This is a genomic window from Desertivirga xinjiangensis (assembly GCF_024436435.1).
In the GTDB taxonomy this organism is placed as follows: domain Bacteria; phylum Bacteroidota; class Bacteroidia; order Sphingobacteriales; family Sphingobacteriaceae; genus Desertivirga; species Desertivirga xinjiangensis.
This window is the reverse complement of the sequence record NZ_JAFMZP010000001.1, coordinates 569,630-585,433: the sequence shown is the minus strand read 5'-3', so window position 1 is coordinate 585,433 and position 15,804 is coordinate 569,630. Positions and strand designations below refer to the sequence as shown.

Here is a 15,804-nt window from a genome sequence, read left to right as displayed (position 1 = left end):
TTATTTGCGGCCAGTGGTTTGAATAAATAAAAGTTAGCGTGTATTTTGCTGTAGTTTTGAGTTGGTGATAACTTCCTGCGGTATAAGCAGTGTATACCGGGAGTCGTTTGCTGGCAGAGTGTATGTAGTACCGTTAATGGTACGGGAAATATCTGTTGCGAACCGGGGGTCTTTGTTTAACCTCCTGAGGTCGGTCCATCGCAAACCACGCATTAACAATTGCTTGCGGCGTTCGACTAATATCTTTCTAAGGGCATCTTCAGCATTGACTGCGTTAAACCCTGCATAAGTACCGGTAGCAAAACGAGTGGCAAGCAGGGTATTCATATCAGCAACTGCGCTGGCGGTTTGGCCAGAGCGGGCATAACACTCTGCCCTTATCAGATACAATTCGTCGACGGCCAGACCATTAAACAGTACCGATGAACCAACAGCACCTTCATAGTTACCTACAAAACGGTAAGTACCTGATGGCTGGGGTACATCCAGATTTTCTTTAACCAGCACCTGCTTGCGCAAGTCGTCTGGTTGATAAGCTTTAACAATATCCGTGGCAATAAGCGCCTTATCCTCATCACCATAACCAACCTCAAGTACGCTATTCTGCTGAAGAATAACCGAGTGAAATATTACTTCCTTATTAAAACGCTGAAAGGGGTTATAGCTTCCCAAGTTCAGCGTATTGTAATCGATCAGGTCCTTTTTTATAGCCAAAGCGGCATCAGCAGTTGCTAGCGCTTTTGGATAATCTTCCATTGAAATATAAACCCTTGCCAGCATGGCATAGGCAGCCGCTTTATTCGGCCTTGACGAAATGCTGGATGTATGGTTTAATAATACTGCCGCCCGGGTAAGGTCGTCTACAATAGCAGCGTAAGTTTCCTGAACAGTGCCACGGCCAGGAACATCATTAATGTCTGATTTGGTATGGATAGGCAAACCTGGTTCCTCCAGGTTGTTTGCATCATAAGGCTTGATATACAATTGTGCAAGCGGCCACAAAGCATAAGCCCTTAGGAACAAGGCAGTGCCTCGCAGATTGTTTAGTACAGTTTCGTTACCGGTACCATTTAGTTCATCAAGCGCCTCAAGCACCAGATTGCAGTGGTATATTTTATTGTATGACGAAACCCATTGAGTAGCGCTGGAACGCATTGCAGTAGCCTGCCAGGTGTACAGGGCCTTATCTTCAGAAGTGATCACATCGGCATTATAACGCGTATCATCCATGTAATAATCGTCGCCCGAAATTTCTCCATCCAAGGGATAATTAATATTGAACAGATCGTAATTATCCAGGATGAGCTGACAATCGTCGGTTGTTTCTATAAATGATTGAGAACCGCTTTTCTTGATATCTACAAACTTTTGGCAAGAGCTCAGGGCAACAATGAAAACAAGTGCAAGTATATTTTTTATAATTTTTTTCATGACTCCGGGAGATTAAAAGTTAGCTGAAAAACCTAAACTATAAGTACGTGGCAATGGATAATCGAACACTTCCGGGTCGATACCTTTATCATTAGCGCGCCATACAATCCCTAGATTACTTATGTTAGTATAGAACCTAGGTTGTTTAATGCGGCTTTGAGGGCCTACCCTAAGCGTGTATGACAAGTTGATCTCCTGCAACCTGATATGGTCACCCTTAATAACGTTCACTGCAGAGTAGTAATAGAAATTATCACGGTTCATGAAATTGGTTGACGCAACCTTTGAAGGTACGTTGGTACTGACCTCGTCGCCGGGTTTCTGCCATCTGTCATTGTATTCGATTCCCTGCAGCGAGTTTCCAGAGTTAAGCGAACTGTAATTCACCACTTGCGAGGTTGGCCTGCGAACAAAGTAATCAAACTTATAGAGCAGGTTGGCAGATATCGCAACCGAACCATAAGAGAATGTATTTCTCAAAGAACCATAGTACACAGGTACCGCGCTACCAAAGTATTTGAGTGTGCCTATTGGTGCATTTTGTATAGCCCGATAGTTTTCTTCGCCCTGAGAGTTGTTTGATATAGTAACAATATTTCCATCAACATAACCGCGAGGGTCGCCGGTTTGAGGGTCAAGTCCAGCCCATTCATAACCAAACAGACGCGACAAGTCATAACCTTCATTGTAAGATCCTGAGCTGTTATTTACTGCTGCCCCTGCTTGACTGGTAGCAGTTGCATACAGCTTTGTTACCTTTACCTTATTGTAAGCGAACAGAAAGTTGCTGTTCCACCTGAGTTTGTTCAGTTCAAGGTTTAATGAGTTTAAGGTAAACTCTACTCCTTGACCTTTCAAATTACCTGTGTTATACGTGATATTGGTATAACCGGTACTTGGGTCGAGAGCGCCCCCAGCAACAAGGTCGGTTGTTTTCTTATTGTAATACTGTACGTTGCCCGACAGCCTGTTCTTCTTGAAAACAAAATCAAGTCCTACGTTCATTACGCCTGTACGTTCAGGACGAAGTTGACTGTTACTAATTCCTGTACCAAAGCTGGTGTATGCATAAGGAAGATTATTGGTCCCGTTAAAAATTGAATATGTAATTAATGGGCGTGCAATTATTGACGGATTAACGTTGCCATTGAAACCATAAGTTGCCCTGAAAATTAATGACTGCAGTAAATCCCAATTATAAAAGCTTTCGTTGTTAATGTTCCAGGCAGCGCCCACTGAGTAATAAGGCGTACCATTCTGGTTGGTACCCCGGCCAAACTCGCTCGATAGATCCTTACGCAAGCTGGCAGACAAAGTATATCGCCTGTCGTATGTATAGGCGGCATTAGTGTAATAGCTAAAGGTTCGTACTTTATTGTCAATAAAGCCTGTTGAAAGATTGGGTATATACTCTCCGTTGTAACCGCTGAAATCTTCCGCAAAAGCTATTGGAATCATTGTTTTATAGTCCAGCTTATTATTGCTGGAAAGCGTTGACTCATTGTACCCATAAAAGCCATCAGTTTTAGCTATACTGTATGATTGTGCTACATCCAAACCTGCAATAGCCGATACCTCGTGCTTTTCGTTCCAGGCATGCTCAAAATTCAACTGCCCACGTAGGGTGTGATTATTACTGTTGGTAAGCAAGGTAGTGTATTGCCCGCCAAGCGGAAGTTGCCTGTTGTAGGCTGGAACCGGATCATAGGTCATTGGGTTTACAGACACTGGCGAGGTAGTGAAATAATTCATCATGTTCCGCATGTAAAATGAGTTTTGACTGTACAGGGTATTATCATTGTTGCGGCCAGTGTTGTAGTTGTAGGTGAATTGTGCCGAAAGGCTATGAAGCACTTTGTAATTAGCGCTAAAATTCAGGTTTAGGTTCTGTGATTTCAGCTTGTTATAGCCTTCATTAATATCGTCTAACGGCACGTAACTGTAACTTAAAAAATTACTCCCGTAAGCCTCAGCTACCGCCGCTGCAAAGCCTTGCCTGTACATCTTCGCAAGTTCCAGGTGGCTTCCATTATCATCTACCAGGCGGCTATATGGGTAAAAGGTAGCGTCGGTAGCGCCGGTTATTCGGTTAAGTGGCGCCTGTTCATTATTTTTTTGCACATTATAGCTGATATTACCCTGCAACTCAAGGCGGCTTAAAGGCTTTATTGACATGGAGTAACCTATGGCTAAACGATTGTAATCAGAATTTTCAGTATTGTTAAGACCCTTATCCAAACCACCAGAAACACGGTAATTAAACTTATCCGAACCTCCATCCAGAGCTAGTGAGTAGCTTTGGGTGACCGCGTTGCGCAGAAAATACTTTTCATAATCTTGCCTGATGTCGTTATTTCTTAAAACGTCTAATTGCCTATTAGCTTCGTCGTCTGTAAGCGTACCTTTAAATTTCCAGGCGTTAATGATCTCTGCCACTGGTGACTTTATCTCCTGGCCATACAAGTGCGTGATACTTAAGTCGGCCAGCGGTCGCTTCTGACTTTCAAAGTAAGTTGCCTGCGCATCGATAAAGTCGGACACACTCATGGTTTTGTTGTAAAACAAGTCGACCTTCTCAGTAAGATTAGCATTACTATTAAAGGTGATGCGGGGTGCATGATTGTAGCTCCCACGTTTTGTTTTGATGACAATAACGCCATTTGCCGCTCTCGATCCCCAAATAGAAGCAGCTGCTGCGTCTTTCAATATGGTTACCGATTCAACATCATTTGGGTTAACCTTATCAATTGAATATGGACTGGCAATACCATCAATTACAACAAGTACCTGTCCGCTATAATTGCCATTAAGGTCAGCAGTCATAGCATCATTCAATGTATTTTTCCCCCTGATGGTGAGGTTTGCCAAAGGCGATTGCCTTGCATTTGGCGAAGCTGAATTATTGGGGCGAAGGTCATTTCTGAAATCAAGCGACGTGGTGATACCTTCCAAACGCCTGACAAGGTTGGGGTCTGTACTATGCAGAAGTTGTACCTTGCTGATCACTTCGAACGAACCTGTGGCACGTTCCTTAGGCAAGTCCTGTAAACCTGTTGATACGATGGAGACCGGCCCCATTTCTGATACAACCTCCTTAAGGACCACGTTTATTGTTGTCTGCCCGGTAATGGAAATGGTATCAGTGCGATAACCAATGTACGAGAAAATCAATTTACCATCATCAGGAACACGCAACATCTTATAGTTACCGGCCTGGTCTGTAGCTACCCTTATCTGCGTACCCAAAAGTCTCACTGTAGCACCCGGTAACCCTGCACCCAAACTGGTTGACACGTTTCCGCTTACATCAATAAAATTGATAGGTACCGCAGAGGTCGCAGCTATTTTTTCTTTTAATACTATCGTATTGTCATCGATTGTATAAGTAAGTGGCTGGTCTTTAAAAACCAGATTAAGCACGGTACGAATATTGGCCGATTTCACGGAAATACTCACCTTACCGATGCTTTTAAGCTGCTGGGCAGTATACACGAAATCATAATTGCTTTGCTGCTGAATTTTGGTGATAATAACTTTTATCGGAACGTTCTTCTCGTTTAGCGAAATACTTTGGGCCAAGGTTGCCCCGGACACCCGGAACAGCATAATAAACATTATAAATATCGTCAATCGCATAATCAGCAACACTTTATGAACGGGTGTATAGGGCACGCCGGATTTGATAGTATAAATTTTATACATTTGTTAAGTCTGGTAAAAAGTTGATACAAACAGGAATTTTATTGACCATGCCTGACATTGGCCAGTTGTGTTGCAACCACTACTGGCCTTTTTATTAAGGCATATCGAAGAGTAGGTATAGTTTATTTCGTTACGATTATCCTCCTTCCTGCAACTTTAAAGTGCACCTTATTTGTTAACTCCAATTTTCTAAGCACCTGGGATACATAGGCCTGTCTGTTTATCCGGCCGCCGAAGTCATCCACAGGCAACTCCCCCTCGTAAGTAATATCGACATCGTACCAGCGGCTTATTTTTCGCATAACGCCTTGTATGCTTTCATCTTCAAAAACAATGTAATTATTTTTCCAGCCTACCACACCTGCCGTGTCAACCTCATGCACAACGAGGCTTTTCCCTGTATTTTGTGCCTGCTCTCCGGGTTTTAATATCTTATTGCTAATACGAATGCTGCCCTCAAGTAAGGTAGTTTTGGTTAATGGCTCATCCGAATAACTGTTTATATTGAAATGAGTGCCTAATACTTCAACCTGCTGGCCTTTACTTTTTACAATAAAGGGTTGCTGTTTATTTTTCGCAACCTCGAAATACCCTTCTCCTTCCAGCTCAACCACTCGCTGTTTCTGTTTATGGAAAACCGATGAAAATACAAGCTTCGAGGCCGCATTAAGCCATACTACAGAACCATCGGGCAAGGCTAGTTTATAAGTACCGCCCTTAGGTGTAGTTAAGGTTAGCATGCCCGGATTTTTGATCAAAGCATCAGTACCTTTTACTGTTCTGTTGTTATCGTAAATAACTGAAGTCGACTTTACCACAATGCCTGCACTTGATGAATCGAGGGATAATATACCCACACCATCAATGGTTAACGTAGCCTTATTGTATCCCGGAGCTATATCCTTGGATGTCTTAGCAAGTTCACTTACGCTAACCGGTTGTGGTCGCCATAAAAAGTAACTGCCAGCAACCAGCACGATAAGAGCAGCTGCGGCAAAAGATGTCCACTTCCACATTTTTTTAACCGGGCGGTATTCGTTTTCGAGCTTCATCCAAACGTTATCAACGGCGGCAAAGCGCTCGGCCAGTTCGGGATCATCAGTACCTTCTTCTGTATAGGTTAGATACCACGACTCCAGCAATGCCTTTTCCTCATCTGTTGCCGTTCCAAGTCGGTAATTTTCCAGTATGCGTTTGATTTCCTGATCGTTCAGTTCACTCATAACCTTGATATATACGTAAGACAATTAATTACCTATGCAGGAGGTATCCGTTTTTTTATTTTCTTTTTCTGCTTATTAAAAGTACAGCTCCTGCAATAATTATTAGAAGCGGTATTCCCCATAAGTTGGCCACACGGTAAATTGATAATTGGGGGCGATTAACCAACAATGCATCGTCAAGTGCTGGTGGGCGACTTACATCAACAGGGAATAGTCCTTTACTGTACCACCTAAATATGCTATTTATAAATGTAAAGTTGTAGGCTGAGCCCACTAGATTGTCGCTCATAAAATCGGCATCACCACTTACCAGTATTTTTTGTTGATGGTTGCCACGAGCTCGAGTAAGGGCCACCATGAGTGGTTTGCTACCTTTATCATCCCCCTGCTGCCGCGAATAAGTAACCGTTGCCGACGATGGGTCGAAGCCCTGTTTTTTATTCCAGCCGCCCGGCTCACTCTGAACTAATGTGTCAACTTTAAATTCAGTTTTAGATACTTCAAGCATAGCTGCCGTCGGCATTGCTACGCTGGCATTTGGACGAGTCATCTGCTGAAAGTAAGGAATCTCTTTCCTTTTAAATCTAGCCTGAATAAGTTCAGGTGTACTTCTTTTATCTGCACTTACCATCATTCCCTCTGCAAGGCTCACTCCTAAGTGCTTAAGCAAAGGATTTATGATATCGCGATGCCCGGGTTCTGCCGTTATCAACATATCGCCACCCCCACTTAGGTATTGTTGTATTCGTTCAATTGCTTTCGCAGTCAGCTGCTTTGCAGGATCTGCCAACACCAGTACAGTGGTTCCTGCCGGGACGTCATCCTTGTTTAAATTCGCGGGCAAAACATCAAAACCCTGGTTTATAAGTGACTTACGCGTTTTACGGTCATTAGCGAACAATCGGTAACTTCTATCGGCCTTTACGTTAATACTTCGCTCGTTGTCTCCATATATAAAAGTTACTTTTTGTGAGGGAGATACCAGTTTCTTTATTGCTGCAGTTATTTCGGCTTCTTCAGGAAACTGATTATTTTCATTATAAAGCCTTAAGAAACTGTTCCTGCCCTGATAACTCAGTTGCCGCACAAAAGTGTTGTCTTCTGGCTTAAGGTCGATTTTTTTCCTTATCTGCCCGGGCGTTAAAAAACTATTCAGGTTAACCTGTATGTTTCCGGCCACCTTTTCCGCAACCTGCTTTATGGTAAGGCCTTTTATATCCCCCTGGTAAATCATGTTTGGATTATTGGCCAGGTCGGTAGCATCGTAATAGTAAACATAGTCCATTTGTATATCGGGAATGAACCTGCGAAAGCTTTCGAAGCGAGCCAGGTCTGTATTCCTTGAAACAGGAAGGCCCGAGTACACATGTTGATCGAGTAGATTTACATAGGTGGTTATTTGCAATGGTCCATTTATTTCCTTTGCCACAGCTTGACTGGCCTCTGTTAAGGTTTCAGCCTTTAGGGATGTAACGTCCCGGTAGAGAATATTGCCAGGCCTTGAACTAAGGTACCCACACAAAAGTATAAGGGCTATTAAAGCGGTATACCTTGCAATGCGAACGCGTAAAGACCAAGCTTCCCGCCCAGCCTTAAGGGATAAAATAGTAAGCTCCAAGAACAAGGTGATAAGCAATAAATAATACAATACATCGCGTGAAGAGATCAGACCATTTAGCATACTTTCAGTGCGACCTGATATCGAAAGGAAATAGGTGATATCACGCACAAAATCAACGCCTTGCCCTATACCGCCAACAAACTTCAACGCAGCAAATACAGCAAGCGTACTTATAGCCGCCACTACCTGGAATTGCGTGAGGCTCGACATAAACAGCCCTATAGCAGCATAAGTGGCCGTAAGCAGGAACAGTGCTAATAATCCCGACAGCAACAGACCTGTATCGGCATTTTTGATAATGATGACTCCAAGTAAACTAAAAATGCCTAAAACGCCAATTAACATCAAGACGTAATATAACATGGCCAGATACTTACCAAGTATTATCTCCGTTATTTTTACTGGCGATGACAGCAGAAGTTTTATCGACCCGCTGCTAAGTTCGCGGCTTACCAGGCCCATGGTTAGGAGCGGAATGTACAGGTAAAGGGTTTGCAGAACCTTATCAAATAATCCGTTAATGCCAGGAAAAAGCATGCGTGTTAAATTGTCGACCTTTTCGCCCATCATGAAAAGCTCCTGGAAACTGCTCAGCATCCCAAAAAACCCAGTCCCCGCCTGCACCATAAAAACGACAAGCACAAGCCAGGCCACAGGCGAATAAAAGAGTATACTAAGTTCAAGCCTGGCTATTTTTAATATTTTTATCATGTTAAGGATTGTGCGGTATAATTAGATAATTGAGCAAAGATTTCGTCGAGGCTGCTCTTTTCGAGCATTATTTCCGTGAGTCGCCAATTGTTGCTTACTGCCATTTCAATAATTGTTGAAGATACCTTTGTACTGGTGTCGAAATGCATACGTATACCGCCATCGGCCAGCTGTTCAATTGACGTAATGCCATTTATCGATGCCAATGTTTCCATTGGAGGCGGGTTTTCCATATACACCAGTAGTGAGTTGGGCAGTATGTAGTTATTAAATGCCGTCATAGTATCAGCAAACACCATGCGTCCACCCTCTATCATACGTACCTCGTCGCAGGTTGCCTGAACTTCAGAAAGTATGTGTGATGAGAATATCACGGCCCTCTCGGTCGCTATTTCCTTTATAAGTTTCCGGACTTCCAGGATCTGGTTTGGATCGAGCCCGTTTGTGGGTTCATCAAGCACCACCAGCTTGGGTTGATGAATAATGCTCTGTGCAATCCCAACCCGTTGCCTATAGCCACCGCTTAGGTTATTTATCACCCTCGATTTGAAATGGGACAGTCCGCACTTTTCCATTGCAGCATTAACTGCGTCTTTAATGTTTCGCTTACTTATGCTACGCAGGTAAGCGCAATAAGTAAGGTATTCTCCAACGGTAAGGTCGAGGTGCAACGGAGCATTTTGCGGTAAGAAACCTATACGGGTTTTCGCTTCTTCCGGATGCTTTCTCAAGTCGATTCCATCAATATAAACCTTGCCTTCAGTTTGACTAAGCACCCCACACAGAATGTTCATGGTAGTTGATTTACCTGCTCCGTTTGAGCCAAGCAAACCTAAAACTCCGACTTTATTTATTTCCAGATTGATATCCCTGATTGCCCAGTCGCGACTGTATTTGTGAGACAGGTGCGATGCCCTTAAGATGCTATTTTCCAACTTATCTAAACAGTGATTTAACTGTAAGACAATGCAGCAAAGGACTGGGAGTATTGCGAATTAAAAAAATATTTAAGCAGGGAGTTGCTTATTGTTTGAGTGTCCAAAGCAGATACAGGTATAACACAAGGCCAAGCTTAGTTCGCAAGTGTTTCAGGGCATTGGCTACCTGCTTCTTTACTGTCTGCTCGGTTGTACCCATTATTTCAGCAATTTCTTTATGACTGAGGTGATGCCTGCGGCTTAATATGAAAACCTCGCGCATCTTGGGAGGGAGTTGGGATATTTCCTTTTCAATCAGCTCTCGCAGCATTGATTCGCGCACCCTGTGGTCGGTAACATTCGCGCGCTGCTGTGTGTATTGCTGTATTGATTGTATATACTTCTCCTTCAATTGTTTCCTTGCAAAGAGGTTGAGTATGTGGTTCCGTACCGCACGGTAAAGATAACCCGACAAGTTACTACCTATTTCTAGCACTTCTCTTTTGGTCCAAAGATTTGAAAAAACCTCCTGGATGGCATCCTGCGCTTCTACGGTATCACGTGTTTTATTCCAGGCGTGATTGTGCAATATCAACTTATAACGATTGTAAATCTCCGCAAAAGCCCGCCTGTCGCCTGCTTTAAGTAGCACGGTAAGGTCAGCATCAGAATATACTTTATAGTCTGCCAAAAGCTATATTAAAAAGAAGGAAGTACTAAAACTAAAGTATGAAAACTTTTCAAATATTAAAATAATCTTAACAAATTATTATGGATATCTTAGATAAATTGATTAATTCGTAAATCTGCATACTAACCTCCTCGAAATACCGAGCCGGCCAACATTAACCCTACTCACTTAATTTGACTTCTTGTTACTGTTTTAACAAAGGAAGTAAGAGCACGGAGAAGTTACTCATCTTTAAAGAATTTTACATAGCATGTTAAACGACATAATTCCTATACTTTCAACTAGGGCTTTAGCTACATCAATTGTAAACTAAGTGTTCCAATAATTGCAAGGCCTTCTTATTACACATTTGTTAGTAGCTTGCCTTTATTTAAGTGCCAACTCGGTCTTATAGTCCGAAACCTAATTTTTCGACAATAATTAAGCACGGAATCGCTACTACCATATCTTAATTTCTTTTAACAAAATCTTGAGGTGCCTACCAGAAAAAAACTAAAGAAGGTCTCTGGTCTTCCTTTTTTAGTGATCAAGAAACTTTAATCAATGGAAGCAAACGAAATACTAACTAAAAAACACCTTGAATTATTCAAACTCGAACTATTGGAATTATAAGACAACATAGTCAAGAAAACAGTTCAATGGATCATGCAGGCTAAGAGCAAGGAAGTGGGACTTTGCTAAAGATTTCCCGCAACATAGCGCATTTCAAGGATTGCTGGCACGCTCATATACGCAAAAATTGGAGGAGTTATTTATTCCTCAAGGGATGAAATAAAAGCTTTTAAACGATGGCATATAGGTATTAATATTAAAGATAAAAATGGTTAAGCAACAAGAAAAAATTCACGCGCGATTAAGCGTGCATCAATGACACCAGGCTTCAAAGGATCTATATGAGCCTTTATTTAGCTATTCTTACGGCTCTGGAGGAAAACAACTTTAACATGAGGTTCTTTAGCAGCCGAAAGATAATCATGACTCTCAGTCACATCAGATCCTACAGTACTCTGCACCCAACCATCAATTGTAATCCTCAGATAGATTAAGACTTGGCCACTTTTGTAACTACTTCTTTTTTTGAAACAAGAAAGCATACTGCAATTCGTTTTCATGCACTTATTAAGATTAATAAATGTCGCATTGCAGCCCGAGAAAATCAAGATATCAAACCATCTAACCTATTGAACCCTCAAATTTACACCAAATTAGGTGGGCATTTTTAAAATTAAATATTGCTCATTGAAACGCTCACCTTTTTTTAAGAAAAATATTGAATAAGCTGTCTTTCTTCGTAAACGCAGAAGACCTATAAACTTCTTATTTACAGCCTTTTTCATTTTTTGAAATAACTACCAGCAGAGAGAATTAGAGGCAAACCTTGAGGAACAAGAGGTTTCCCACCCCCCAATATACGAGCTAAGTTGGCAGCAATTAATAGATGCTTCTGTCGTATCTGCAAATCCGACAGAGGGCATTCTGCCTCAAAAATTTTAAGACAGGAGTAAGGCCATTCTTTGATAGTTTTAGCCAACGTTACAGTAACATCAGCCGTCCTTATTATTTGAGCCAAACCTTCTTCTGAGTTTGTTTAACTGCTTCCTTCCTGAACTCGTCTGGTGTTAATCCAGCCTGTTTCTTGAAGAATTTAGTAAAGTAGGAGTTGTCATCGAAATTAAGCTTATAGGCTATTTCTGCTACTGTAAGGTCCAGATTAACCAGTAGTCTTTTTGCTTCCAGAACAATCCGGTTTCTAATAACATCGCCCGCCTGCAGTCCAATAAGATCGCGGCAGAGAGAATTCAGGTGGTTTGGAGATATATATAGAAGTTCTGCGTAATCCTTTGGTAGTCTTAGATTGAAATAATTTTCCTCGATAAGTTTCTGAAAGTTACGAAGGAGTTTGTAATTATGATTGGTTGCACGCTGGCGCTGCTCGTCATAAGTAAGCCGGGAAACGGAAATAAATAACTGGATGAGGATAGAGCGAACCATATCTAAAGTATAGGGCGATCCACTCTCACTTTCCCTAATCAATTCCTCAAAGTAATATTGAATTTGCGGCTGAATATCTACAGGGAGTTCAATAACTGATTCCGAGATTATTCCATTAAAAAATGGAAACTGCTCCAGATAGTCAGGCTTGGATAAAAAAGACTGGAAGAACTGTTCTGAAAAATTTACCACATAACCGTCTACGAAGTTTTCGAAGCTCCAGCTATGCACCTGCCCTGGTATCATAAAATAAATTTGAAAAGGCTTAACGGGGAAAGTTTCAAAGTCAATTTCATGTGTTCCTCCTCCCTCGATAAAGAGGATAAGGTGATAAAAAGAATGCCGATGGGCCAGGTGCAGGTTCTTATGTACTGCAAGATAAGGAGCAAACCGGCTTACCTGAATATCTTTTTGATTAGACTGAGATAACTTATCTATAGTATAAACTGGAATATCTTTTTTAATCATGCATTAGCCCTTATTTTTTAGCTCTAACAATTTATATCAGACATTTAAGCAAAAGCCGTATTTACAGGCGCCTTTCGCTTTCTTCGATGGGCAAGTCGTTTATACTTGCAAATCTCTTCTGCATTAGACCCTGCTCATTAAACTCCCAGTTTTCGTTACCATAAGCCCGGAACCACTGCCCAGTCTCGTCATGATACTCATATTCGAAACGTACGGCAATCCTGTTTCCTGTAAAAGACCATAGCTCCTTCTTCAATTTATAACCCCGTTCCTTTTTCCACTTTTCTGTGAGAAAAGCCACCACTTCTTCCCTTCCGTTAACAAATTGAGAGCGATTGCGCCATTCAGTATCTTCTGTATATGCGAGTGATACTCTTGCCGGATCTTTTGAATTCCAGGCATCTTCCGCCATTTGTACTTTTAAAGTGGCTGTTTCGAAATTAAAAGGTGGCAAAGGAGGTCTTTCTGTCATTTCATAAAATTTTAATAGTTGCGTTCTTGTCGTTAATACCGGATGTTATGCGTTTAATCCTGTTTAGCTCTCCGATTGCTGACGTACACTCGTAGCCGTAACGTTCGTAAACTCGCTGACTTGCTTTCCCGAGCGCTTCTGAAACTTTCAATTCAAACTGAGCTACAGTCAATTCCATGCCTCTTTCAAAATACTGTGTAATTACCGTCGAAGGAGAATAGATCTCATCCTGCTTATTCCCAGGCCATTCTACTTTAAGATATACTTCAGGCATAATATGCAAAATTTAAATTAATGTCTACTTGTTCTTTATTATTAATGATGCTGATATGTCTTGAATCATTGATTTCACCTATAGGTTTGCAGGAAATGGCGGCAGATTGGAAATGAGCCTCAATCGCGCCGCAGTTTTCCTTACTACAGGTAAAAAGATAACCGAAGCTTGGGAAACTGATAAGCCACTTTTCCCATTCAATTCCGGTAGGACAAGGGATAGCTTCCAAATTTACACTAGCCCCTGCTGAAGAATTTTGAAGGAACATAGCCAGCGTACCGATAATACCTCCCATACTAATGTCCTTTGCCGCTTCAGACCAATCCCTTTCCCGCAGCTCATACATCAATCGCATGATTCCTTTTAGATAAGCAGGATCGGCCATGGTAGAGGCATTCCAGAAGGGATAGTCGCCATAATAATCTCCTTTAAGATCTACTGCCATCATCAGTATTTGACCGGGTTTGGCGGCTGTGTCCTGCAATAACTTTGACGCCTTTCCAAGTATCGATACAGCCAGCTGGCTTTTTTCAGAGCGGTAACAGGTGTGACCGCCTACTATAGGAACGCCATAAGCGTCTGAGGCAGCCTTCATACCTTCCCAAATTTCCTTTCCCGCCTCCTCATCTTTCAGCCAAAGAACATCGGTTACAGCTAAGGGAAGACCACCCATTGAACATACGTCATTAATATTTACCATTACCGAAGAATATCCGGCAAACCAGGGAGAAGCTTCCACAAAAGCAGAAATAATGCCTTCGGTCGCAAATAAAAGGAAGCCTCCTGTGCCGTCGGGGATAGCAGCACAATCATCACCTATCCCGATGGTGTGCTGCATCATACTCAGCGGATCCTGATAGTTCACCTGGTTACCAAGAGCTGAATGTGTATTAGCTATAGCTACTTTATCCCTGACGCTTTGCGTTGACAGTACTTTATCTATTATAGCTCTCAACATATAATCAGAAAATTATTAGGGGTACAAATCAAACCGCCAGATCTACGCTATTTCCTACACTAGGTTCACGCTGCTTTTCGATTGCCTCCAGCAGGTGTTCTGCATCTTTCCCCACCCCTGAAAATCTTGCAGAGCCCCATGTGTGTTGCCAAGTTAATCCCAGGAAATACAGACCTAGCTGAGAGGTGATTCCTCGCTCATGTACTGGAAGACCTCTTTCGTTAAACACCGGAAGTTTAATCCAGGAATAGTCGAAGCCGAAACCGATACACCAGATCACCGAGGTAATATTGGTATCCGAGATAGCAAGACTTCCAGGTTCTTCTTTAGGTTCCCAAACCGGAACATAGCCCGGCTCAACAGGAGCTACGATACCATTTTCAGCAATGTATTTATCTATCTTCCTCTTAATATTCTCAGAGACCTGATCAGCGTAGTCCAGGTTCTTTTTCAAATCAGGAGCAAATTGTAATTGACCTGCCTCTATATCCGTTAGAACTCCATATAATTTCATTCCCTCCAGTGCAAATTTGCGGAGGTCAATTTCCCGCCCGCCATCCCGGCCGGTCACGTAATGATTTGTCTTCTCGCGAACACCTTCACCTTCAGGATGTTTGTCTACTGGTAAGTGGTAATACTTCATCATATCCAGCCATTCTACAACATCTTTTCCGCGGTAGAGTCGAGCGCATCGAGGAGCGTTTCCTACGCACAGATGCACTTTTCTACCTGCAATATGAAGGTCTTCTGCTATTTGGGCTCCTGACTGTCCCGTCCCTACAATTAACACCTCTCCTTCAGGAAGAGATGCAGGGTTTTTATAATGCGCAGAATGAACTTGTGCAATATGCTTTGGGAATTTATTTGCCACTTTCGGAAGCGGAGCAGAATGGAAGTTTCCGACACATATTACCGCTTGCTTGCAGGTAAACACTCCTTTTGATGTTTTTACTATAAAGGCATCCTGAAGCTCGTCCCTAACTACAGATAATACCTCTATATCTTCTTCAACAGGCGGATCAAAGCTTTTTACATAACCTTCCAGAAATTCTACGATTTCGTCTTTAACCATAAAACCATAGGGGTCTTTACCTGTATAGGAATAGCCAGGAAGATTACATTGCCAGTTAGGAGTAACCAAACTAAAGGTATCCCAGCGGAAGCTTCTCCATGAATCAGCAATTCTTTTTTTTTCAAAAATGACATGATCAATGCCTTTTTCTTTGAGGAGGTAACTCATTGACAGTCCCGCCTGGCCACCGCCAACTATAATTATTTCGTAGTTTGTTTTCATCTCTTGATACTTATGCAGACAGATAGCTGCTAATGATTTATTACCGCAGC

11 protein-coding genes are annotated in these 15,804 nt (G+C 42.1%); all 11 read right to left on the bottom strand.

Translation table 11 applies throughout. The features are described 5' to 3' along the window. Positions 1 to 33 precede the first annotated feature (33 nt). The gene (locus tag J3P37_RS02445) at positions 34 to 1,431 is read right to left on the bottom strand and encodes a RagB/SusD family nutrient uptake outer membrane protein (RefSeq protein WP_256009406.1); all 1,398 of its coding nucleotides are present in this window, start codon (positions 1,429 to 1,431) and stop codon (positions 34 to 36) included. 12 nt (positions 1,432 to 1,443) lie between these two features. Further along, a complete protein-coding gene (locus J3P37_RS02440; protein ID WP_256009405.1) occupies positions 1,444 to 5,133 on the bottom strand; it encodes a SusC/RagA family TonB-linked outer membrane protein in 3,690 nt (1,229 codons plus the stop codon). A 122-nt stretch (positions 5,134 to 5,255) separates the two neighbouring features. Then, on the bottom strand, positions 5,256 to 6,356 hold the full coding sequence (locus J3P37_RS02435; protein ID WP_256009404.1) for a FecR family protein: 1,101 nt from the start codon (positions 6,354 to 6,356) through the stop codon (positions 5,256 to 5,258). 55 nt (positions 6,357 to 6,411) lie between these two features. Continuing rightward, positions 6,412 to 8,688 carry a Gldg family protein gene (locus J3P37_RS02430; protein WP_256009403.1) on the bottom strand — a complete coding sequence of 759 codons (2,277 nt, stop codon included), beginning with the start codon at positions 8,686 to 8,688 and terminating at the stop codon, positions 6,412 to 6,414. Continuing rightward, the gene (locus J3P37_RS02425; RefSeq protein WP_256009402.1) at positions 8,685 to 9,623 is read right to left on the bottom strand and encodes an ABC transporter ATP-binding protein; all 939 of its coding nucleotides are present in this window, start codon (positions 9,621 to 9,623) and stop codon (positions 8,685 to 8,687) included. The genes J3P37_RS02430 and J3P37_RS02425 overlap by 4 nt, the downstream gene beginning before the upstream one ends. 88 nt (positions 9,624 to 9,711) lie before the next feature. Further along, complete coding sequence (locus tag J3P37_RS02420) at positions 9,712 to 10,296, bottom strand: RNA polymerase sigma factor (protein WP_256009401.1); 585 nt, start codon at positions 10,294 to 10,296, stop codon at positions 9,712 to 9,714. A 1,557-nt stretch (positions 10,297 to 11,853) separates the two neighbouring features. Beyond that, positions 11,854 to 12,756 (bottom strand): helix-turn-helix domain-containing protein, encoded by a 903-nt coding sequence (locus J3P37_RS02415; protein ID WP_256009400.1) that lies wholly within the window; start codon positions 12,754 to 12,756, stop codon positions 11,854 to 11,856. A 61-nt stretch (positions 12,757 to 12,817) separates the two neighbouring features. Continuing rightward, positions 12,818 to 13,228, bottom strand: coding sequence for a nuclear transport factor 2 family protein (locus J3P37_RS02410; RefSeq protein WP_256009399.1), 411 nt, complete (start codon positions 13,226 to 13,228; stop codon positions 12,818 to 12,820). 1 nt (position 13,229) lies between these two features. Further along, positions 13,230 to 13,502 carry an MSMEG_0570 family nitrogen starvation response protein gene (locus J3P37_RS02405; RefSeq protein ID WP_256009398.1) on the bottom strand — a complete coding sequence of 91 codons (273 nt, stop codon included), beginning with the start codon at positions 13,500 to 13,502 and terminating at the stop codon, positions 13,230 to 13,232. Continuing rightward, positions 13,495 to 14,460 carry a sll0787 family AIR synthase-like protein gene (locus J3P37_RS02400; protein ID WP_256009397.1) on the bottom strand — a complete coding sequence of 322 codons (966 nt, stop codon included), beginning with the start codon at positions 14,458 to 14,460 and terminating at the stop codon, positions 13,495 to 13,497. The genes J3P37_RS02405 and J3P37_RS02400 overlap by 8 nt, the downstream gene beginning before the upstream one ends. 28 nt (positions 14,461 to 14,488) lie before the next feature. Then, a complete protein-coding gene (locus tag J3P37_RS02395; protein WP_256009396.1) occupies positions 14,489 to 15,754 on the bottom strand; it encodes an MSMEG_0569 family flavin-dependent oxidoreductase in 1,266 nt (421 codons plus the stop codon). Positions 15,755 to 15,804: the final 50 nt, after the last annotated feature.

What these genes read in the sequence shown, in the direction of transcription:
- J3P37_RS02440 (WP_256009405.1), bottom strand. Translation starts at nt 5,133, where the DNA reads ATGTATAAAATTTATACTATCAAATCCGGCGTGCCCTATACACCCGTT.
- J3P37_RS02400 (WP_256009397.1), bottom strand. Translation starts at nt 14,460, where the DNA reads ATGTTGAGAGCTATAATAGATAAAGTACTGTCAACGCAAAGCGTCAGG.
- J3P37_RS02415 (WP_256009400.1), bottom strand. Translation starts at nt 12,756, where the DNA reads ATGATTAAAAAAGATATTCCAGTTTATACTATAGATAAGTTATCTCAG.
- J3P37_RS02405 (WP_256009398.1), bottom strand. Translation starts at nt 13,502, where the DNA reads ATGCCTGAAGTATATCTTAAAGTAGAATGGCCTGGGAATAAGCAGGAT.
- J3P37_RS02445 (WP_256009406.1), bottom strand. Translation starts at nt 1,431, where the DNA reads ATGAAAAAAATTATAAAAAATATACTTGCACTTGTTTTCATTGTTGCC.
- J3P37_RS02395 (WP_256009396.1), bottom strand. Translation starts at nt 15,754, where the DNA reads ATGAAAACAAACTACGAAATAATTATAGTTGGCGGTGGCCAGGCGGGA.
- J3P37_RS02435 (WP_256009404.1), bottom strand. Translation starts at nt 6,356, where the DNA reads ATGAGTGAACTGAACGATCAGGAAATCAAACGCATACTGGAAAATTAC.
- J3P37_RS02430 (WP_256009403.1), bottom strand. Translation starts at nt 8,688, where the DNA reads ATGATAAAAATATTAAAAATAGCCAGGCTTGAACTTAGTATACTCTTT.
- J3P37_RS02410 (WP_256009399.1), bottom strand. Translation starts at nt 13,228, where the DNA reads ATGACAGAAAGACCTCCTTTGCCACCTTTTAATTTCGAAACAGCCACT.